Origin of the sequence: Micromonospora radicis, assembly GCF_003583405.1 — a bacterium.
GTDB classification, from domain to species: Bacteria; Actinomycetota; Actinomycetes; order Mycobacteriales; family Micromonosporaceae; genus Micromonospora; species Micromonospora radicis.
Genome location: NZ_QXEC01000009.1, coordinates 120,906 through 141,810, shown reverse-complemented (window position 1 = coordinate 141,810; position 20,905 = coordinate 120,906). Strand labels below are relative to the sequence as shown.

Annotated in this window: 18 protein-coding genes; 12 read left to right on the top strand and 6 right to left on the bottom strand. The window is 72.5% G+C overall.

The features are described from left to right. Positions 1-59: 59 nt before the first annotated feature. The gene (locus D2L64_RS11940; protein ID WP_119575383.1) at positions 60-920 is read left to right on the top strand and encodes an ABC transporter permease; all 861 of its coding nucleotides are present in this window, start codon (positions 60-62) and stop codon (positions 918-920) included. Between the two features lie 102 nt (positions 921-1,022). On the opposite strand, the gene D2L64_RS11935 is transcribed toward D2L64_RS11940, so the two are convergent. After that, positions 1,023-2,204 carry an ABC transporter substrate-binding protein gene (locus D2L64_RS11935; RefSeq protein WP_119575381.1) on the bottom strand — a complete coding sequence of 394 codons (1,182 nt, stop codon included), beginning with the start codon at positions 2,202-2,204 and terminating at the stop codon, positions 1,023-1,025. A gap of 451 nt (positions 2,205-2,655) precedes the next feature. On the opposite strand from D2L64_RS11935, the gene D2L64_RS11930 reads away from it, so the two are divergent. From D2L64_RS11930 to D2L64_RS11915, 4 genes are read left to right on the top strand one after another with little or no spacing between them, the layout of a single operon-like run. Beyond that, positions 2,656-5,895: a sensor histidine kinase gene (locus D2L64_RS11930; protein WP_119575379.1), complete on the top strand. Its 3,240-nt coding sequence runs from the start codon at positions 2,656-2,658 to the stop codon at positions 5,893-5,895. Beyond that, positions 5,892-6,299 (top strand): roadblock/LC7 domain-containing protein, encoded by a 408-nt coding sequence (locus tag D2L64_RS11925; protein ID WP_007465177.1) that lies wholly within the window; start codon positions 5,892-5,894, stop codon positions 6,297-6,299. The genes D2L64_RS11930 and D2L64_RS11925 overlap by 4 nt, the downstream gene beginning before the upstream one ends. Positions 6,300-6,339: 40 nt before the next feature. Beyond that, positions 6,340-6,705, top strand: coding sequence for a DUF742 domain-containing protein (locus D2L64_RS11920; protein ID WP_119575377.1), 366 nt, complete (start codon positions 6,340-6,342; stop codon positions 6,703-6,705). Then, on the top strand, positions 6,686-7,309 hold the full coding sequence (locus tag D2L64_RS11915; protein WP_119575375.1) for a GTP-binding protein: 624 nt from the start codon (positions 6,686-6,688) through the stop codon (positions 7,307-7,309). Before D2L64_RS11920 ends, D2L64_RS11915 begins: the two co-directional genes overlap by 20 nt. Positions 7,310-7,402: 93 nt before the next feature. Here D2L64_RS11915 and D2L64_RS11910 read toward each other — a convergent pair whose 3' ends face one another. The 5 genes from D2L64_RS11910 to D2L64_RS11890 are packed head-to-tail and all read right to left on the bottom strand — an operon-like array spanning position 7,403 to position 14,914. Beyond that, a complete protein-coding gene (locus tag D2L64_RS11910; RefSeq protein WP_119575373.1) occupies positions 7,403-8,491 on the bottom strand; it encodes a uroporphyrinogen-III synthase in 1,089 nt (362 codons plus the stop codon). Further along, positions 8,492-8,839, bottom strand: a complete 348-nt coding sequence (nirD, locus tag D2L64_RS11905) for a nitrite reductase small subunit NirD (protein WP_119575371.1) — start codon at positions 8,837-8,839, stop codon at positions 8,492-8,494. Continuing rightward, on the bottom strand, positions 8,836-11,358 hold the full coding sequence (nirB, locus tag D2L64_RS11900; RefSeq protein WP_119575369.1) for a nitrite reductase large subunit NirB: 2,523 nt from the start codon (positions 11,356-11,358) through the stop codon (positions 8,836-8,838). Before nirB ends, nirD begins: the two co-directional genes overlap by 4 nt. Continuing rightward, a complete protein-coding gene (locus D2L64_RS11895) occupies positions 11,355-12,791 on the bottom strand; it encodes an FAD-dependent oxidoreductase (protein WP_119575367.1) in 1,437 nt (478 codons plus the stop codon). The genes nirB and D2L64_RS11895 overlap by 4 nt, the downstream gene beginning before the upstream one ends. After that, positions 12,788-14,914 (bottom strand): molybdopterin oxidoreductase family protein, encoded by a 2,127-nt coding sequence (locus D2L64_RS11890; RefSeq protein ID WP_119575365.1) that lies wholly within the window; start codon positions 14,912-14,914, stop codon positions 12,788-12,790. Before D2L64_RS11890 ends, D2L64_RS11895 begins: the two co-directional genes overlap by 4 nt. Positions 14,915-15,116: 202 nt before the next feature. Here D2L64_RS11890 and D2L64_RS11885 point away from each other — a divergent pair, with 202 nt between their 5' ends. The 7 genes from D2L64_RS11885 (at position 15,117) to glmM (ending at position 20,902) form a co-directional block, all read left to right on the top strand. Continuing rightward, the gene (locus D2L64_RS11885) at positions 15,117-15,815 is read left to right on the top strand and encodes a class I SAM-dependent methyltransferase (protein ID WP_233558917.1); all 699 of its coding nucleotides are present in this window, start codon (positions 15,117-15,119) and stop codon (positions 15,813-15,815) included. A gap of 441 nt (positions 15,816-16,256) precedes the next feature. Beyond that, a complete protein-coding gene (locus tag D2L64_RS11880) occupies positions 16,257-16,514 on the top strand; it encodes a hypothetical protein (protein WP_102658798.1) in 258 nt (85 codons plus the stop codon). Continuing rightward, a complete protein-coding gene (locus D2L64_RS11875) occupies positions 16,504-16,797 on the top strand; it encodes a type II toxin-antitoxin system PemK/MazF family toxin (protein ID WP_119575361.1) in 294 nt (97 codons plus the stop codon). Before D2L64_RS11880 ends, D2L64_RS11875 begins: the two co-directional genes overlap by 11 nt. Positions 16,798-16,923: 126 nt before the next feature. After that, on the top strand, positions 16,924-18,291 hold the full coding sequence (locus tag D2L64_RS11870; protein WP_119575359.1) for a NarK family nitrate/nitrite MFS transporter: 1,368 nt from the start codon (positions 16,924-16,926) through the stop codon (positions 18,289-18,291). Between the two features lie 207 nt (positions 18,292-18,498). Next, positions 18,499-18,942, top strand: a complete 444-nt coding sequence (gene rplM / locus D2L64_RS11865; protein ID WP_119575357.1) for a 50S ribosomal protein L13 — start codon at positions 18,499-18,501, stop codon at positions 18,940-18,942. A gap of 20 nt (positions 18,943-18,962) precedes the next feature. After that, a complete protein-coding gene (gene rpsI / locus D2L64_RS11860; RefSeq protein ID WP_119575355.1) occupies positions 18,963-19,427 on the top strand; it encodes a 30S ribosomal protein S9 in 465 nt (154 codons plus the stop codon). Between the two features lie 119 nt (positions 19,428-19,546). Beyond that, entirely contained in the window at positions 19,547-20,902 is a 1,356-nt protein-coding gene (gene glmM, locus D2L64_RS11855; RefSeq protein ID WP_119575353.1) for a phosphoglucosamine mutase, read from the top strand. The last annotated feature ends 3 nt before the right edge of the window (positions 20,903-20,905 follow it).

Sequence of the window (20,905 nt, the reverse complement as noted above, 5' to 3'; positions counted from 1 at the left end):
AGCCGGTACGGCGTACCCCGCTTCCCGTACCAGACCCGCCAGAACCGCAGGAGGATCCGATGACCGACGTCCGCCCACGGCAGCCGGAGGCGGTGACCGCACCCGAACCGGCCGCGGCCGTACCGCGCGGCCGGCGGCTGCGGCTGGGTGACCTGCGACTCGCCGCCGTCGCGGCGTTGCTGCCCGCCGCCGGCCTGCTGATCGCGTTCGGTATCTGGTGGCTGGTCGCCCGGCTCGAGCTGATCCACCCGGCCGCCCTGCCGCCCCCCGGCGACGTGCTCGCGGCGTTCGCCGAACGGCCGCAGCGGCTGCTGGAGCACACCGCCGACACCACCGGCGAGATCCTGCTCGGCTTCGCCCTCTCCGCCGTGGCCGGCGTGCTGATCGGCCTGGCGCTGGCCGCCTCCCGCACTGTGGAGCGGATGTTCACCCCGCTGCTGGTGGCCGTCAACGCGGTGCCGAAGATCACCCTCGGCCCGCTGCTGGTGGTGGCGCTGGGCTGGGGGCAGAAGCCGATCCTGACGATGGTGTTCCTGCTCTGCTTCTTCCCCATCGTGTTGTCCACCGCGACCGGCCTGACCACCACCCCGGCCGAGTTGGCCGAGCTGGTGCGCTCGTACAACGCCTCGCGTTGGCAGGCGTTCCGCAAGGTCCGCTTCCCGGCCGCGTTGCCGCAGATCTTCGTGGGGCTCAAGGTCGCCATGCCGTTGGCCGCGATCGGCGCGGTGATCGGCGAGTTCCAGGCCGGCGAGGGCGGTCTCGGCTACGTCATCCAGCAGTACGCCGGCATCGGTGACACCGCCACGGCCTGGGCGGCGATCATCCTGATCGCGCTGGTCAGCATCCTGCTCTACGGCGCCCTGGTGCTCGTCGAGCGGTTCAGCCTGCCCTGGCTGCGGGAAACCACCTCCAGCCGCTGACCACGAGCCTCCGTCGGCCTCTGCGGATCTTGGTGCGAGGCGGCCCGTGGGGCGGGCGCTCTCGTACCAAGATCCGCGAGACTGGGGCGGGGACGGACCGGGTCAGCTGGCCAGGCGCCAGCGGCCGTTACGGGCGACCAGGGTGGTCAACGCCTGCGGCATCAGTCCGGAGTGGTTGTCCGGCGTCATCCGGATCGGCCCGGACAGCCCGTCCAACTGGGAGGTCTCCAGCACGTCGCGCAGGGCTTCCCGGTTGACCTGGCCGGCCGGGCCACCGGCGCGCAGCTCGGCGTCGGCGATGAGTTGGACGGCGTCGGCGGCGAACGACGACGAACCGTGGTAACCGCCGAAGCGGGCGGTGTAGTCCTGGAACCACTGGCGGCGGGCGGCCTTCGCGGGGGTGGTGGCGATCACGTCGTCGATCACCATGGTCTGGGTGAAGACCAGGGTGGCCCGCTCCACCGCCCGGGCCGACGAGCCGAGGAAGAGGTCGCCGGCGGCCGCCGCGTCCAGGAATAGCGCGCCGCTGAAGCCGGCCCGCCGGACCGCGTTCGCGGCGAGCAGCGCCTGCTCCGGCGGGGTCCAGATGACCAGCGCCTCGGGCTCGGCCGCGACCAGCGGATCGGTCTGCCGGTCGAGCTCGGTGTCGGTGCCGCGCACCGATGCTTCGGCCAGTACCTCGATCCCGGCCTTGCTCAACTCGCCGCGCAGCGCGGCGGCACCCTCGCGGCCGTACGTGTCGTCGCTGCGCAGCACCCCGACGGTGCGGATGTTGCGGCGGCGCAGTTCGACGGTGAGCGCGCCGGCGTTGTCGGCGGCATTCGGCGCCAGTTTGAACACGTAGCGCCGATCCGCCACCGGGCTGGCCACCGCGCCGGCCGCGGCCAGTGCGATGGTCGGCATCTGCTTCTCATTCACGGTGCGGACCGCGCCCACCGCGCATTCGTTACAGCCGCCCATGATGATGGCGCTGACCCGCGGATCGTTGGTGAAGTCGGCGATGTTGCGCAGGGACTCGCTGGCGTCGGAACGGTTGTCTTTCGGCAACAGTTCGATGCGCCGGCCACCGAGGGCGCCGGAGCTGTTCAGTTGGTCGACCTTCAGTTCCAGTGCCTGTCGGTACGCTTTGCCGACTCCGGCCGCGGCGCCGGACAGTTCCAGGTCCGCGGCGATGAAGATCGGCGACGTGTCCTGCTCCGGCCCGCCGAACTGGCAGCCGGTCAGGGTGGTGGCCAGCAGGACTGACGCGAGCGCCGTGGCGGTCGCGGAGCGGAAGGGGGTCAAGTCTGTCCTCCTGATGCGGCGCGGGCGGGGCCCGGTCACCGGCGGCACAACCGTCCGTCCTCAGTGGATATTCGGGGTGGGTCTGCCGTACCGTGTGCGCGAAGCCTGCAAAACCTTGCCAATGCCGGGCGCCGCGGTCAAGCGGGGCTACCGGAGGCGTTTCGGGACACGAATCCCACATGTTGGGGTAACCGGATGTTTTCAAACGCTCACTCTGGCGACACGAATGACCACTCTGGAGCTACATGCCCTGATCAAGGGCACTGTGGAAATGTAGGTATTAGTTGACCGGATCACGGGATGCGTGCCCTCCGACCGTTTCCTGCCCCACTGCGGCTTCCCAAACTCGATCTCGTCTGATGAAATCGCGGCCGTGCCGCGCGTGGCGCCGGCCGTCGTTCCAGACACGGATCGACGGGTCAGGCGTGGAGAAACCGACGGAGGCGATGTCGTGAGCACCGGACCGACGACCCTGCCCGCCAGCGGTGACGCCGCGCAGTACGGACGCCGCGGGCTGCCGCGGCTGCGTGACGTCCGGATCCGGTCCAAGCTGGCGTTGATCCTGGTCGTGCCGGTGGCGGCGGTGATCGCGTTGGCCACGGTCCGCCTGGTCTCCGTCGGCGAGGGCGCCTACGACGCGACCCAGGCCCGATCGCTCACCGTGCTCTCCATCAACGTCTCCGCGTTGACGAACGACCTGCATGCCGAGCGGATGGCGGCGGCCGCCTACCTCGCCGCGCCCCAGCAGCAGACCGACGCGTACAACCTGCGGGTCCGGCGGACCCAGGAGCGGATCGACGAGTACCGCGCGGAGCGGGCCCGGGTCGGCGAGGCTCCCGCCGCGGTCCGCGACCGCCTGGCGGCCATCGACGCCCACCTGGACACCCTCGACGGCACCCGGCAGGAGGTGCTCGACCGGCAGCAGATGCAGGTCGCCGAGGCCGCCCTGCGCTACGGCGTGATCCTGGCCGACCTGGTCGCCTACGGTGACGGCCTGGCCCAGCTGCCCGGTGAGGAGCAGCTCGCGGACAGCCGGCGCGCGGTCGCCGCCTTCGCCCGGGCCAAGGCGGCCGTCGCCGAGGAGGAGTCGGTCGCGTTCACCGCGCTGAGCACCGGCCGGCTGGACAACGAGCAGTTCTCCGCCTTCGTCGCCACCCTGACCGGGCAGCAGGAGGCGCTGCTCGCCTTCTCGCTGGCCGCCGACCCGGAGCAGCGCACCCTGGTCGAGAGCACCGTCTCCGGTGACGCGGTGGTGCTGGCCGACCGGATCGCGACCGACATCAGCCGGGCGGTGGGTCAGCGCTCGCCGATCAGTGCCCAGGACGCCACCGCGGCGATCGGCGCCGTCAACGAGCTGATGCGCTGGGCCGAGATCGAGCTACAGGACCGGCTGCTGTCCCAGGCCGAGCAGGCCCGGTCGGACGTCATCCGGCAGGCCATCGTCGAGTCGACGCTGGTGCTGCTCACCCTGCTCATCGCGGTCACCCTGGCCGTGGTGCTGGCCCGCTCGCTCAACCACTCGCTGCGCCGGCTGCGTGAGGGCGCGCTCTCGGTGGCCAACCACGACCTGCCCGAGGCGGTGCGCCGACTCCAGGGGATGGGCAACGTCAGCGACGGCAGCGTCGACGAGATCGTCCGCGAGGTACGCGACCCGATCCAGCTCAACAACCGCGACGAGGTCGGCCAGGTGGCCCTGGCGTTCAACGTCGTACACCGGGAGGCGGTGCGCGTCGCGGCGGAGCAGGCGGCCCTTCGGACCAGCGTCTCGGCGATGTTCCTCAACCTGGCCCGGCGTAGTCAGAGCCTGGTCGACCGCATGATCGGCGAACTCGACGCGATCGAGCGGGGTGAGGAGGACCCCAAGCGCCTCGCCCAGCTCTTCGAACTCGACCACCTGGCCACCCGGATGCGCCGCAACGACGAGAACCTGCTCGTGCTGGCCGGCGCCGACTCGACGGTGCCCCGGCGCGACGACGCGTTGCTGGTGGACGTGCTGCGGGCCGCGCAGTCCGAGGTCGAGCTGTACAACCGGATCGAGTTCGGCACCGTTGACACCGACGTCTCGGTGGCCGCGCACGCCGTCAACGACGTGGTACGGCTGGTCGCCGAGCTGCTGGACAACGCCACCCGGTTCTCGCCGCCGAACACCACAGTGGTCGCCGACGGCCGGCGGATCCGGGACTACGTCCTCATCCAGGTCGAGGACCGCGGTCTCGGCCTGACCGACGAGCAGATGGAGTCGCTCAACCGGCGACTCGCCGCCCCGTCCAGCGTGGACGTCGCGTCGTTCCGGCTGATGGGCCTGGCCGTGGTCAGCCGGCTCGCGGCCCGGTACGGCATCCGGGTCGAACTACGCCGCAACGTCGACGGTGGCACCGTCGCACAGGTCACGCTGCCCGCCGCCACGGTGGTGCTGCCCAGCCTGCGCGGCCGTGACCAGGCGATCACCCGGCCACGGCAGCCGCTCGCGGTCGAGCAGAGCCCGGCTTCGGCGGGGGTCAACGAACCGGCCGGCGGCCGGACCAGCACCGCCACGCTCAGCGACCGGTGGCGCAACAGCGCACCGGCCACCGCACCCTGGCCGGCCACCGAAGCGGCACCGGAGAGCGCGCCACCGGCGCACACCACGCCGCCGGCCTTCGCCGGCGGGTTCAGTGCCGGTACGCCCACCGTCGCCCAGCCGACGCTCGACCCGCTGCCGTACCGGAACGCCGGTGCTCCCGGCCAGCCCCAGCACACCACCCCCGGGCTGCCGGTGGGGCCGGTCGCCGGCGGCGGTGTGAGCACCCCCTCCGCGTTCGCGCCCAGCCCGGCCCAGCAGAACGGATTCCCGCCCGGCCCGGCCCAGAATGGGCTCCCGCCCAGCCCGGCCCAGAACACCTTCGGGCAGAGCCCGGCCCAGAACGCCTTCCCGCCCGGCCCGGCGCAGAACCCGGGAGGCGGAAGCTACGACGGCGCGAACTTCGGCGGGCTCGGCGCCAGCTTGGCCGCCACCAACCCGATCGTCAGCGCGCCGATCACCGCGCCGCCGGAGCCGCAGGCCGAGGCGCCGATCTTCCGTGAGATGGAGGCGGTCTGGTTCCGGTCGCACGGCAACGACGCGACCGCCATCTTCAGCCGGCCGCAGTTCGACGAGCCGCCGCCCGCGCCGGTCGCCGCCCCGACGGCGCCGTCGTACGCGGCCCCGTCGGCGTCGGCCGCCGGGCCCACCAAGGGGCGCAGCCCGCTGCCCACCCGGACGCCCGGGGCGGCGGCCGGTGGGACGACCGTGCCACCGCAACCGCAGCAGCAGCCGTCGTCGTCGTACGCTGCGTCCGGCGCTGCTGCGAGCCCCGTACGACCGGCACCGGCCCCCACGCCACCGCCCGCCCCCGCGGCGCCGTCCGCGCCGTCCGGATCCGGCGGGTCGCCCGACGACGCCTGGCGGACCGCGGCCGACGAGGGCTGGTCGCGGGCCAGCCAGGCGGCCGAGCCGATGCCCGCCGGGACGACCCGCTCCGGCCTGCCGAAGCGGGTACCACAGGCGCAGCTGGTGCCCGGCGGCATCGAACCCCGTGGCGGGCGGGAGCACAGCCGGCGTACGCCCGACGAAGTACGCGGTCTGCTGTCGGCCTACCACCGCGGCGTCCAGCGCGGCCGGACGGCCGGCGCCAGTCAGAACAGCACCACGACCAAGGAGACGAGCCGATGAACAGGCCCGCGGCCATGCAGGACATGGGTTGGCTGCTCACCAACTTCGCCGACAGCGTGGCGGGTATCGCCCACGTGGTGGCGGTGTCCGCGGACGGGCTGTTGCTGGCCTCCTCCCGCGACCTGCCGGGCGACCGAGCAGACCAGCTCGCCGCGATCACCTCCGGCGTGGTCAGCCTCACCGAGGGCGCCGCGCGGATGTTCAGCGCCGGCGGCGTGTTGCAGACGGTCATCGAGATGGACAGCGGCTACCTGTTCCTGATGTCCATCAGCGACGGGTCGTCGATGGCGGTGCTCGCGGCGCGCAGCTGCGACGTCGGCCAGGTGGGTTACGAGATGGCACTGCTGGTGGAGCGAGTCGGCGCGGCACTGGTGCCGCTGCCCCGGGACGCGGTGCGGTCGTAGCCCGTGCGCGAGCGGCGAAGGGGAGAGGAGGTGATCGCGGATGGAACAACAGCGACGTGACCCACGGGGTGCGCTGGTGCGGCCGTACGCGGTCACCCGGGGCCGTACCGAGCCGCTTCAGGACATTGCCCTGGAAGCGGTGTTGATTGCCAGCCCCACCCAGATCGCCGAGTCGCGGTTTGCCGGGCATGACAAGCATCGCATCGCCATGGTCTGCGAGGGCCGTCCCGAGTCACTTGCGGAGATCGCCGCGTACACCCGGCTGCCGCTGGGTGTCGCTCGGGTGCTGGTCGCCGACATGGTGGCCGAGGGCCTGTTGACGCTACAGACGGCCGCTCCCGCCACAGGTTACGAGGAGCGGATGGAAATGCTGGGAAGGGTGCTGAGTGGACTTCGCGAGCTATGACCCCGCCGGGGCCCGCCAGAGCCGGGGAATCATCTCCGCGAAGATCGTCGTCGCGGGTGGCTTCGGTGTCGGTAAGACCACGTTGGTCGGCGCGATCTCGGAGATCACACCGCTGACCACCGAAGCGGTGATGACCGCGGCGGGTGTCGGTATCGACGACCCGTCCAAGGTGCCGGGCAAGGAGACCACCACGGTCGCCATGGACTTCGGCCGGATCACCATGGCACAGGACCTGATCCTGTACCTCTTCGGCACACCCGGTCAGACCCGGTTCTGGTTCATGTGGGACGAGATCATCCGTGGTGCGGTGGGGGCCGCCGTCCTGGTGGACACCCGCCGGATCACGGACGCGTTCGCCCCGCTGGACTACTTCGAGAACCGCAACCTGCCGTACGTGGTGGCGCTGAACCGGTTCGACGGCGCGCCGGAGTACGAGCTGGACGAGGTGCGTGAGGCGTTGGCGATCTCGCCGGACGTGCCGTTGGTGATGACCGACGCCCGGCGGCGCGAGTCGGTCAAGCAGGTGATGGTGACCGTCGTCGAGCACGCCATGGCTCGGCTCCAGGCCGAGCACGACCGGGGTTTCCCGACCCCGGTCGGCTGACCCTGACGGGCCTTCGTCCCGCCTGCCGGCTTCGCCCGGTACGGCGGGACGGCGGCCCGTCGGGTGCCGGCGTCGACCGGCCCGTCCCGCGCGTCAGTCGACGCGGAGGCGGTAGCCGCGCTTGACCACCGTCTGGATCACCCGGGGTGCCTTCAGCCCGGCCCGCAGCCGGGCCACCGCCATCTCCACGGCGTGCTCGTCCGCGCCCCGGGGCAGGGTGCGCAGCAGGGCGGTCCGGGACAGCACCCGGCCCGGCGTCTGGGCCAACGCCCGCAGCACCGCCATCGGCGCCGGAGCCAACGGTCGCAGCTCACCGTCGATCACGGCCGCGTGTCCCCGCAGCGTCAGCAGGTGCCCGGCCACCTTGATGGTGACGGTGCGCCGGGGCAGCTCGTCGACGATGGTCCGGACCATCGCGCCCAGCCGGGCCCGGCTCGGCGCGCTCACCGGCACCCCACGGCGGACCAGTGGTTCGGCGGTGACCGGGCCGACGCAGCTGGCCAGCACGTCACCACGGAACGCGTCCAGCACCGCCTCCGTCCGGTCACCGGCGGCCCGCAGCAGCGCCTCCGCCGCCGGTGCCGAGGTGAAGGTGACCGCGTCCACCAGCCGGCCGGCCACCAGGTCGACCAGCCGGTGCAGCGGTGCCGGGTCGGTCGGCGGCGCCCACCGGTAGACCGGGATCTCGATGACGCTGGCGCCGGCCTCCTCCAACGCGCGGGTGCACTCCGGCTGCCGGTCACCGTGCAGCTGCATGGCGATCACCTGCCCGGCCACGCCCCGCCGACGCAGGTGGTCGACCACCTCGTCACAGCTCTCCGACTCGGGGGACCACTGGTCGTACAGGCCGGCGGCGCGGATCGCACCGCGTGCCTTCGGTCCCCGGGCCACCACGTACGCGCCGCCGAGCACCGAGCGCAGCGGCTCGGCCAGGCCCCACCCCTCGGCCGCCTCGAGCCACCCGCGCATGCCGATCCCGGTGTTCGCCATCAGTACGTCCGGCGGCCGGTCCAGGCAGGCCCGGGTCGCGTCGCGCAGTTCGGTGTCGTCCGCCAGCGGCACGATCCGCAGGGCGGGAGCCAGCACCACCCGGGCGCCACGCCGTTGGAGCAACGCGGCGAGGTCGTCCCGCCGCCGGTCGGCGGTCACCCCGATGGTGAAGCCGGCCAGTTCCTCGCGCATTCACTCCTCCTGTCGCAGCCGCACCTCGACCAGGCCCTCCCGGCAGCGGATCTCGTGCCGGGTGACGGCGACACCGGGCAGGTCGAGACAATCCCCCGTACGCAGGTCGTACACCTGCTTGTGCAGCGGCGAAGCGACCGTCGGCACGCCCTGCCGGCTGCCCACGATCCCCCGGGAGAGCACGTACGCGCCGGTGACCGGGTCTCGGTTGTCGATCGCGTACAGCCCGTCCGCGGTCCGGAACAACGCCACCTGCATCCCGTCGACGAGAGCGGCGACGCCCCGGTCGAGATCCAGGCGGGTGAGCGGGCAGACGGTGTGCCAGTGCAGTGTGGTCGTGGTGCTCATCGCCGTACCTCCGGCAGCCCGAGGGTGACCGGTTGGCGGCCGTCGGGCGAGGGGGACCGGCCACCGACGGGAACGGGTTGTCCGCGTTCGGTGACGAAGGTGATCGACGGGTCGGGTACGTCGGGTGCGTTGACGAAGGAGGTGAACCGGCGCAGCCGGTCCGGGTCGTCCAACACGTCGCGCCACTCGTCGGAGTAGGACGCGACGTGCCGGGCCATCGCGGCGTCCAACTCGGCGCAGAGGCCGAGGGAGTCGTCCACGATCACCGACCGGAGGTGGTCGAGCCCGCCCTCCATCGCCTCGATCCAGGCGGCGGTGCGTTGCAGCCGGTCGGCGGTGCGTACGTAGAACATCAGGAACCGGTCGATCAGGGTGACCAGTTCGCTGGTGCTCAGGTCGGTGGCGAACAGGTCGGCGTGCCGGGGCCGGAAGCCGCCGTTGCCGCCGAGGTAGAGGTTCCAGCCGGTCTCGGTGGCGATGATGCCGAAGTCCTTGCTGCGGGCCTCGGCGCACTCCCGGGCGCAACCGGAGACCGCAGACTTGATCTTGTGTGGGGCGCGCAGCCCGCGGTAGCGCAGCTCCAGCGCGATGGCGAGCCCGACCGAGTCCTGCACCCCGTACCGGCACCAGGTGGACCCGACGCAGGACTTCACCGTCCGCAGCGCCTTGCCGTACGCGTGTCCGGACTCGAAGCCGGCGTCGACCAGCCGGCGCCAGATCTGCGGCAACTGGTCGACCCGGGCGCCGAACAGGTCGATCCGCTGCCCGCCGGTGATCTTCGTGTAGAGCTGGAAGTCCCGGGCCACCTCGCCGATGACGATCAGCTTCTCCGGGGTGATCTCGCCACCGGGTATCCGGGGCACCACCGAGTAGCTGCCGTCGCGTTGCAGGTTCGCCAGGAAGTGGTCGTTGGTGTCCTGCAACGAGGCCAGCTCGCCGTCGAGGATGTGCCCGCCGCCCAAGGAGGCGAGGATCGAGGCGACCACCGGCTTGCAGATGTCGCAGCCCCGCCCCCGACCGTGCTCGGCGATCAGCCGGGAGAACGTCCGGATGCCGTGCACCCGGACGATGTCGAACAGCTCCTGGCGGCTGACGTCGAAGTGCTCGCACAGCGCCCGGGACTGGACCACCCCGGCCGCGTCGAGCAACTGCTTGAGCATCGGCACGCAGGAGCCGCAACTGGTACCGGCCCGGGTGCACGCCTTCAGCGCCGGCACGTCCGCGCAGCCGCCGGCGATCGCGGTGTCCACGTCCTGCCGGGTCACCCCGTTGCAGGAACAGACCTGGGCCGAGGCGGGTAGCGCGCCGGCCGCCGCAGCGCCCGAACCCGCCGGGGCGAGCAACGCCAACGGGGCCGCCGGCAGCGGTCCGCCCACGCTGGCCCGCAGCGTCGGGTACGCGGCGGCGTCGCCCACCAGCACGCCGCCGAGCAGCGTCGTCGCGTCGTCGGAGAGCACCAGCTTGGCGTAGACCCGGGTGGCCGGGTCGGTCCAGGTCACGTCCAGGCAGCCCGGCGTGGTGCCGTGCGCGTCGCCGAAGGAGGCCACGTCGACGCCGAGCAGCTTCAGCTTGGTGGCGGTGTCCGCGCCGGGGAAGGTGGCCGCCCCGCCGACCAGCCGGTCGGCCACCACCTCGGCCATCGCGTAGCCGGGGGCGACCAGGCCGTAACAGGTGCCGTCGACCGCCGCGCACTCGCCGACCGCGTAGATCCGGTCGTCGGAGCTCCGGCCGGTGTCGTCGACCAGCACACCGCCGCGCGGGCCGACGCCGAGCCCGGCCGCGCGGGCCAACTCGTCGCGGGGCCGGATACCGGCGGCGACCACCACCAGGTCGGCGTCGAGCAGCGTGCCGTCGGCCAGTTCCAGGGCGCCGGCCGTGCCGTCCGGGCCGGGCCGCACCGCGGTGGTGGCCACCCCGAGGTGGCAGGTCACGCCCAGCTCCTCGACGTAGCGGCGGAGCATCGCGGCACCGGCGGTGTCGACCTGCACCGGCATCAGCCGCGGAGCGAACTCCACCACGCTGGTGGTCAACCCGAGCAGGCGTAACGCGTTCGCCGCCTCCAGCCCGAGCAGGCCGCCGCCGATCACCGCGCCGGTCCGCCGGCCCCGGGCGTGCTCGCGGATCGCCGTGAGGTCGTCCAGGGTCCGGTAGACGAAGACCCCGGGCAGCGTCGCGCCGTCCACCGGCGGTACGAACGCCGACGAGCCGGTGGCGAGCACCAGCACGTCGTACGGGTACTCACCGGCGGCGGTGGTCACCAGCCGACGGACCCGGTCCACCCCGGTGACCGGCTCGCCGAGGCGCAACCGCACCCCGTCGTACGGGGTGTGCAGGTTCAACTCGTCGGCCGAGACCCCGTCGAAGTACGCCGAGAGCCGCACCCGGTCGTACGCCGGTCGGTTCTCCTCGGCGAGGACCGTGACCCGCCAGCGCCCGTCGGGATCGCGCGAGCGCAGCGCGTCCACGAACCGCTGGCCCACCATGCCGTTGCCGATGACGACCACGCTGCCGCCGATCATCGTCCCACCTCCACCGGATCCGCTTTGGACAGCCAGTCGACGATGCCGGCGACGGCGTCCCGGCAACTTCCGCAACCGGTACCGGCTCTGGTCCCGGCGATCACCTCGTCGAGCGTGCGGGCCCCGCCGCGCCAGCAGCCGACCAACGCGCCCTTGCTGACCGTGTTGCACTGGCACACCGTGGCCGCGTCCGGCATCAGCGCCGGAGACGCGGCGGGCGCGGCGACGGCACCGCCGACGGCCCGGCCGAGCAGCAGCGCCCGCCGGTCGGTGGGTACCGGGTGACCCCGGTCGAACAGCTGGATCACCGTGCCCACCGACGGGTTGTCGCCGAGCAGGATCGCCGCGGCCACCCGTTGCTCGTGGATGCGCAGCCGCGCGTAGGTGCCGCGGGCCGGGTCGGCGAAGGTCAGCTCCTCGCCGGGCCCGTCCGCCGGGTCGCCCATCGCGGCCAGGTCGATGCCGGCCGCCTTGAGCCGGGTGACCACCGGCCGGGGCCGGTAGCGGGCCAGCGGATCCTCGCCGGTCAGCAGTTGGGCCACCACCCGGGCCTGCGCCCAGGCGGGCGCCACCAGCCCGGTCGGGGCGGCGCCGTGCTGCGCACAGTCGCCGATCGCGGAGATCCGTGGGTCGCTGGTGCGTAGCCGCTCGTCGACCAGCACGCCCCGGCGCACCGTCAGGCCGGCCGTCTCGGCGAGCGCCGTGTCGGGGCGTACCCCGCAGGCGAGCACCAGCAGGTCGGCGTCGAGTACCCGCCCGTCGGACAGGTCCAGGCGTACCCCGGTCGCGTCCGCCGTCACCCGGGTCGGTGCGACCGCCAGGTGGGTCCGTACGCCGAGGTCGGCGAGCGTGCCGGCGAGCATCGTGCCGGCGGCCGGGTCGAGCTGGCGCTCCATCAGGTACGGCACCCGGTGCACCACGGCCACGTCGAGCCCGCGGGCGGCGAGCCCCCGGGCCGCCTCCAGGCCGAGCAGCCCGCCGCCGAGCACCAGGGCCCGTCGGGCGTCGCCGGCCAGGGCCAGGATGCGCCGGCAGTCGTCCAGGGTGCGGAACGCCGCCACCCGGTCGGGCAGCCGCAGCGGGTCGAGGCCGGGCAGTGGCGGCACCACCGCCCGGGCGCCGGTGGCGAGCACCAGGTGGTCGTAGCGGATCCGGTCGCCGTCGTCGGTGCGTACCTCCCGGCCGGTGCGGTCGATGGCACTCGCCGTGACCCCGGTCCGCAGGTCCACCCCGCGCCCGGTGGCCTCGGCCAGCTCCACCTCCGGCTCGCCGATCTTCCCCGCGAGCAGGGTGGAGAGCATGATCCGGTTGTACGCCCGATGCGGCTCCGCGCCGAGCACCGTGACCTTCCGGTCGGTGCCGCGGGCGTGTAGCTCGGCGGCCAGGCGAGCACCGGCCATCCCGTTGCCGACCACCACGATCCGGCCGGTCACCGGTCCACCCCGGGAGGTCCGGCCTTCGCCACCCGAACCGCGCAGATCTTGAACTCGGGCATGCCGGAGATCGGGTCGACGGCGTCGTTGGTGACGGAGTTGGCCCGCGCCGTCCCGCCCCAGTGGAACGGCGCGAAGACGGTGTCCGGTCGGATGGTCGGGCTGAGTCGGGCGGGCGCCTGGAACTCGCCGCGTCGAGAAGACACCCGGACCGGCTCACCGTCGGCGATGCCGAGCCGGTCGGCGAGGTCGGGATGCAGCTCGACGAAGGCGGTGGGTGCGGCCTGGCGTAGCGCGGCCACCCGGCGGGTCTGGGTGCCCGACTGGTACTGGGCGAGCACCCGCCCGGTGGTGAAGTACAGCGGGTACTCCGCGCAGACCTCCTCGGCGGCCGGCCGATGCTCGACCGGGTGGAACCGGGCCCGGCCGTCGGGGGTGGCGAAGCCGTCGGCGAAGAGGCGCGGCGCGTCCGGCCCGTCCTCGCGGGGGCAGGGCCAGAACACCCCGTCGGCGGCGTCGATCCGCGCCCAGCTGATCCCGGCGTAGTCGGCGATCCCGCCGGCCGAGGCGCGGCGCAGCTCCGCGAAGACCGCACTCGGGTCCGCGGTCGTCCCGGGGGCCGCCAGCCGGGTGGCGAGGTCGGCGAGGATGGCGAGGTCGGTACGGACCCCGTTCGGTGGCGGGCGCAGTGCGCGACGGCGCAGTACCCGTCCCTCCAGGTTGGTCATGGTGCCGTCCTCCTCGGCCCACTGGGCGGTGGGCAGCACCACGTCGGCCAGCGCGGCGGTCTCGGAGAGCAGGAAGTCGGCGACGACGAGCAGGTCCAGGTCGCGCAGCCGACCCTCGATCCGGGCCGCGCGGGGGGCGGAGACCACCGGATTGGAACCGAAGACCAGCAGCGCCCGGGGGCCGGCCGGGGTACCGAGCGAATCCAGCAACTGGTACGCCGGCACGCCCGGCCCGGGCAGCTCGTCGGCGGGTACGCCCCAGACCCGGGCGACGTGCGCGCGGGCCTCGGGGTCGTCGATCTTCCGGTACCCGGGCAGTTGGTCGGCCTTCTGCCCGTGCTCCCGGCCACCCTGTCCGTTGCCCTGCCCGGTCAGGCAGCCGTACCCGGACCCGGGGCGGCCGGGCAGGCCGAGGGCGAGCGCGAGGTTGACGAAGCCGGTGACCGTGTCGACGCCCTTGGCGTGCTGTTCCGCGCCGCGGGCGGTGAGGACGATCGCGCGTTCGGCGGTACCGAGCGCCCGGGCGGTCTCCTCCAGGTCGGCCACCGGTACGCCGGAGAGCGCCTCGGCGCGGGCCGGCCACCAGCCGGCCACGGTACGCCGTACGTCGGTGAAGCCGGTGGTGCGGGTGGCGATGTAGTCGCCGTCGGCATAGCCCTCGGTCAACGCGATGTGCAGCAGCGCGTTCGCCACCGCCAGGTCGGTGCCGGGCAGCGGTTGCAGGTGCAGGTCGGCCTGCCGGGCGGTGGCGGTGACCCGGGGGTCGACCACGATCAGTTTGCCGCCCCGCTGCCGTTGCTCGGTCAGCCAGCGCACCAGTGGTGGCATGGTCTCCGCCGGGTTCGCCCCGACCAGCAGCAGGGTGTCCGCCTGGCCGAGGTCGGACAGCGGGAACGGCAGTCCACGGTCGACGCCGAAGGCCCGCATGCCGGCCGCGGCGGCCGACGACATACAGAACCGTCCGTTGTAGTCGATGTGCCGGGTACGCAGGGTCACCCGGGCGAACCGGCCCAGCGCGTACGCCTTCTCGTTGGTGAGGCCGCCGCCGCCGAAGACGGCGACCGCGTCGCGGCCGTGCCGGCGCTGTACGTCGCGGATGCCGGCGGCGATGTACGCCAGGGCGTCGTCCCAGCTTGCCGGGCGGAGCTCACCGCTGGCCGGGTCGCGCAGCAGCGGCGTGGTGAGGCGGTCCGGGTGGGCCAGCAACTCGGCCGAGGTCCAGCCCTTCTGGCACAGGCCGCCCCGATTGGTCGGGAACTGCCGGGGGAGTACCGACACCCGGCCGTCCTCCTCGCGCAGCACCATCCCGCACTGGAGCGCGCAGTACGGGCAGTGCGTCGCCACTTCCCGGAGCGGATGCCCCGTTCGTGTCGCCGTCCGTGCACCGTCTGTCATGTCGGCAAAGCGTGCCGCTGGGCGGTTTCCGGTCCGCGTCCCATTTGTTTCGGTCCTGTCAAGAGCCGCTCACACCGCACGACGGCTGCGGGCCGGGTCGCGTGGTCTACAATGTGGAACTGTCTTCCTATATAATGGGAAGGGTCGGAGGCTGGGCTAGGCCCGGCGGCGCGGATCGGAGAGCGGCATGGAGGTGGCCCGGGTGTTCGACGCGACGGCCGTGGGTTACGACCCGGCCCGCCGTCGACTGGTGCCCTGCTTCGACGACTTCTACGGCACGGCGACCGAGGTGACCGTGCCGGTGTTGCGGGCCGCGCTCGCCGCCGGCCGTACCCCGCGGGTGCTGGACCTGGGTGCCGGCACCGGCCTGCTCTCCGCGCTGCTCGCCGCCGCCGTGCCCGAGGCCCGGCTGACCCTGGTCGACGCGGCGCCGAAGATGCTGGCGGTCGCCGCCGAGCGGTTCACCTCGGACGACGTGCCGCACCGGGTGGTCCTGGCCGACCTGGCCGACCCGCTACCCGCCGGCCGGTACGACGCGGTGGTCAGCGCCCTGGCCATCCACCACCTAGACGATGCCGGCAAGCGGGATCTCTACCGGCGGGTGGCCGCCGCGCTCGGCCCCGGCGGGGTCTTCGTCAACGCCGAGCAGGTCGCCGGCCCCACACCGGAGCTGGACCGGCGCTACCACCAGGTCTGGCTGGCCCAGGTCGCCGCCCTCGGCTCGGACGCCGCCGAGATCGCCGCCGCCGAACAGCGGATGACGTACGACCGGCCCGCCCCGGTGGACGAGCAGTGCCGCTGGTTGACCGAGGCCGGTCTGGTGGACGTCGACTGCTTCTTCAAGTCCTGGCGCTTCGCCGTCTTCGGTGGCCACGCTCCGACCCGGGTTGACCCGCCGTGACCCGGGCTGGTGGCGCCTCCGCCGGTTGCTGCTCCTTCGGCCCGGCGGGCTGTCTCGGAGCTGCCCACCAGACCCTCCAGTGGGCACTGTCGAGCTGAACCGTCTGCGCTATCAACGGCCCGGCGCCGAATCGGCAGCGCGGTTGTGCGGGGTCGGGAGGTGCGGGTTGGTGGTGGGGGGTGTTGCGGTCGGAGGTGCGGGTTGGCGGGGGGTTGTGTTGCGGTCGGGAGGCGCGGGTTGGCGGGGCTGTGTTGCGCTGTGGTCGGGGGCGCCGTGGGCCAGGGAGTCGCGGTGCGGGCTTGGGGCGAGGTCACGGCGGGGTCGGTGTTGGCGATCCGTCTGCGCTATCAGCTCGACAGGGCCGGCTCGGGAAGGCAGGGTGCCGACCGTGGGCAGCTTGCTGGATGACTGGGAGTCATACCAGCGGGTAGTCTGAGTGGCATGACAGCCAAGGTGACTCTGTCGTTCTCCGACGAGACGATCGCGGACGCGCGGCGGTTCGCCGAGCGCGAGGGGCTCAGCCTCTCGGCCTGGATGGATCAGGCGGCGCGGGAGAAGGCGCTGCGTGAGGTCTTCGCGGCGCACGCCGCCGCAGTGGGTCGGGCCGGACTGGACCTGGAGTCCGCCTCGCTGGCCGACGCGCAGGAGGTCGGCCTGGTCGACGACCTGCTCTTCGGCGGTCGTCCGCGTGCTGCGTAGGGGCGAGGTCTGGCGGATCGAGGGGGCCCGCGAGCGACTCGGGCTGGTGATCAGCTCCGACGTCTACAACTCCACGGCGGTACCCATCGTGATCGTCACCGAGGTGGTCGAGGCGGCGTTGCTGCGTGACTCGCCGCTGGCGGTGCCGATGGGCGGCTGGGTGGTGATGCCGGACCGGATCTCCTCGCCGATGAAGAAGTGGTTCACCGAGTGCGTGGACGTGGCCGACGCCGAGACCATGCGGCGCGTCGACCGGGCGTTGCGCATCCTCCAGCAACTCTGAGCATCCTCCAGCAACTCCGAGCCGGCGCGTTCCTCACCGTCGGCGCCGACCGGTGGTGCGGTACCCGTTGCCCGACCGACCCGAACGACGAACGCCACGGTAACGGTCGATTCCTAGCTTCGCGCCATGACCACCACGAGCGCGCAACCCGAGGTTATCGAAGCGGAACGACTGGATCGCCGGCCCGGCCGGTGGATCGGGCACTGGACGCCGGAGGATCCGGGATTCTGGCGTACGACCGGCAGCCGGATCGCCCGGCGCAACCTCATCTGGTCGATCTTCGCCGAGCACATCGGCTTCTCGGTGTGGCTGCTGTGGAGCATCGTGGTCGTCCGGCTCGGCGACGCCGGCTGGCAGTTGACCACCAGTCAGGCGCTCTGGCTGACCGCCGTACCGAGCGGCGTCGGCGCGCTGCTGCGGTTGCCGTACACCTTCGCCGTGCCGGTCTTCGGGGGTCGGAACTGGACGATCATCTCCGCCCTGCTGCTGGTGGTGCCCTGCGCGGGCCTGGCCTGGGCGGTCGAGCGCCCGGAGATCGGCTACCCGGTGCTGTTGCTGATCGCCGCCAGCGCCGGGTTCGGCGGCGGCAACTTCGCCTCCAGCATGGCGAACATCTCCTTCTTCTATCCGGAACGGGAGAAGGGCTGGGCGCTCGGACTCAACGCGGCCGGCGGCAACATCGGTGTGGCGGTGGTGCAGTTCGTGGTGCCGCAGGTGATCGTGCTCGGTGGCGGGCTCGCGTTGGCCCGGGCCGGCCTGATGTACGTACCGCTCGCGGTGATCGCCGCGGTCTGCGCGTACCTGTTCATGGACAACCTGGTGGAGGCCAAAGCCGACGTGGGACCGGTCTGGTCGTCACTGCGACACCGGGACACCTGGATCATGTCCGTGCTGTACATCGGCACCTTCGGCTCGTTCATCGGCTACTCGGCGGCCTTCCCGACTCTGCTCACCTCGGTGTTCGGGCGGCCGGACATCGCCTTGGCCTGGGCCTTCCTCGGCGCGGCCGTGGGCTCGCTGTGCCGGCCGTTCGGCGGCCGGCTCTCCGACGTCGTGGGCGGTGCCCGGGTGACTGTGGCTAGCTTCGTGTTGATGGCGATCGGCGCACTGGCCGCCCTCTGGTCGGTCGAGCGGCGCAGCCTGAGCCTGTTCTTCGTGGCGTTCCTGCTGCTGTTCGTGGCCACCGGCGTCGGCAACGGCTCGACCTACCGGATGATCAGCCGGATCTTCCAGGTCAAGGGGGAGGACCTGGGCGGCTCGCCGGAGATCATGCTGGCGATGCGCCGGCAGGCGGCCGGGGCGTTGGGCATCATCTCCTCGGTCGGCGCCTTCGGTGGCTTCCTGGTGCCGATCTGTTACGCCTGGGCCCGGTCGAGCTACGGCGGCATCCAGCCGGCGCTGCGCTTCTACGTCGGCTTCTTCCTGGTACTGCTCGTGCTCACCTGGCTGGCGTACCTGCGGCCGGGGAGCAGGATGGCCCGTGCGGGGGTGTGATCGGCGCCACCGGCACCGGCCAGACGCGCCTGCCGGACCCCGTTTTGACCGGCCGGTAGGGCTGCGGGTATCGTTGCCTGCTGTTGTACGACATCTGTGGGCGTGCCGCCTGAGGTACGCTTGGTCGTTCGTGCGCGCTGGTCCGGCTGGGAATCTCCGGTCACCTCGGCGCGCGACCCCAGACCGACGACGAGACAAGGTAGACCTGTGCGTACGTACAGCCCGAAGCCGGGTGAGATCGAGCGTCAGTGGCACGTCATCGACGCCTCTGATGTCGTGCTGGGCCGCCTGGCCACCCACGCCGCCACGCTGCTGCGGGGCAAGCACAAGCCGACTTTCGCGCCGCACGTCGACACGGGCGACTTCGTCGTCATCGTGAACGCGGGCAAGGTCGCGCTGACCGGCAACAAGCGCCAGCAGAAGATCGCTTACCGGCACTCCGGTTACCCGGGTGGCCTGAAGCAGGTCGGCTACGAGGAGCTGCTGACCAAGCGCCCCGAGCGGGCCATCGAGCTGGCCGTCAAGGGGATGCTGCCGCACAACAAGCTCGGCCGTCAGCTGATCAAGAAGCTGAAGGTCTACGCCGGTGCAGAGCACCCGCACGGCGCGCAGCAGCCGACGCCGTTCGAGATCAAGCAGATCGCGCAGTGAGCGCGGGCGAAGGAATCAGCATGACCGACATCACCGCCACCGAGGTTGCCCTCGAGGCCACCGAGGCGCCGGCGCCCGTCGCCCGCGCGCCTCGTGGTGACCGCCCGATCCAGACCGTGGGTCGGCGCAAGGAGGCCATCGTCCGGGTCCGGATCGTGCCGGGCTCCGGCAAGATCACGTGCAACGGGCGTGACCTCGAAGCCTACTTCCCGAGCAAGGTGCACCAGCAGCTGATCAAGGATCCGCTGGTCACCGCCGAGAAGCCCGAGGCGTTCGACGTCATCGCCAACCTGCGGGGCGGCGGCACCACCGGCCAGGCCGGTGCGCTGCGGCTGGCCATCGCCCGGGCGCTGATCGTCAGCGAGCCGGACGACCGCCCGGCCCTGAAGAAGGCCGGCTTCCTGACCCGTGACGCCCGGGTCAAGGAGAGCAAGAAGTACGGCCTCAAGAAGGCCCGTAAGGCTCCTCAGTACTCGAAGCGCTGACCTTCAGCCGCACCTTGTACTTCTGACGGACGGCCGGTCCGCCTCCCCCTCGACGCGGGAGGTGGGCCGGCCGTTTCGCTCTTCTCCTTCAACGGCAGTTTCATCGGAGGTTGGCGGGTATGGGCCGGTTGTTCGGCACCGACGGCGTACGCGGCAGAGCGAACGTCGATCTCACCCCGGAGTTGGCGCTCTCGGTGGCCGTCGCGGCCGCACACACCCTCGCCGAGTCGGACCGTAGCCACGCCCCGCTGGCCGTGGTGGGCCGGGACACCCGGGCCAGCGGCGAGATGCTGGAGGCGGCCGTGGTGGCCGGGCTGACCAGCGCCGGTGCCACCGTCGTCCGGGTCGGTGTGCTGCCCACCCCGGCGGTGGCGTTCCTCACCGCGGAGGCCAAGGCGGACCTCGGCGTGATGCTGTCCGCCTCGCACAACCCGATGCCCGACAACGGGATCAAGCTCTTCGCCGCCGGTGGTCACAAGCTGCCCGACGAGATCGAGCTGCGGATCGAGGCGGCCATCGAGGCCAACGCCACCACCGCCTGGCAGCGGCCGGTCGGCGCGGGGGTGGGCCGGGTGCACGACCTGCTCGACGGCGCCGACCACTACGTGCAGCACCTGGTCGGCACGGTGCCACACCGGCTCGACGGGATCAAGGTCGTGGTCGACTGTGCCAACGGTGCCGCCGCCGAGGTGGCTCCGGCCGCGTACCGGGAGGCCGGCGCCGAGGTGATCGCGATCCACGCCGAGCCGGACGGGCTCAACATCAACGACGAGTGCGGCTCGAACCACATCGCCGCCCTGCGGCAGGCCGTGGTGGAGCACGGCGCGCACCTCGGCATCGCGCACGACGGCGACGCCGACCGGTGCGTCGCGGTGACCGCCGACGGCGACGAGGTCGACGGTGACCAGGTGATGGCGATCCTCGCCCTCGCCATGCGGGCGGCCGGCACGCTGACCGAGGACACTCTGGTGGCGACCGTGATGAGCAACCTCGGCCTGCGCCTGGCCATGTCCGCCGAGGGCATCCGGTTGGTCGAGACCAAGGTCGGCGACCGGTACGTGCTGGAGGAGCTGCGCGCCTCCGGGCTGGCCCTGGGCGGCGAGCAGAGCGGACACATCGTGATGCCGGCGTACGCCACCACCGGCGACGGGGTACTCACCGGCCTGCACCTGATGGCCCGGATGGGGGCCACCGGCCGTACGCTGGCCGACCTCGCGGCGGTGGTGACCAAGCTGCCGCAGGTGCTGATCAACGTGCCGGTCGGTGACCGTACCGTCGGCGCCGCCGCGCCGGCCGTCCGCGCCGAGGTGGAGCGGGCCGAGGCCGAGCTGGGCGAGACCGGTCGGGTACTGCTGCGCCCGTCGGGCACCGAGCCGCTGGTGCGGGTGATGGTCGAGGCCGCCACCGAGGCGACCGCCCGCGAGGTCGCCGAGCGCATCGCCGAGCAGGTCCGCACCGCCAGCCCTACCGGCTGACGC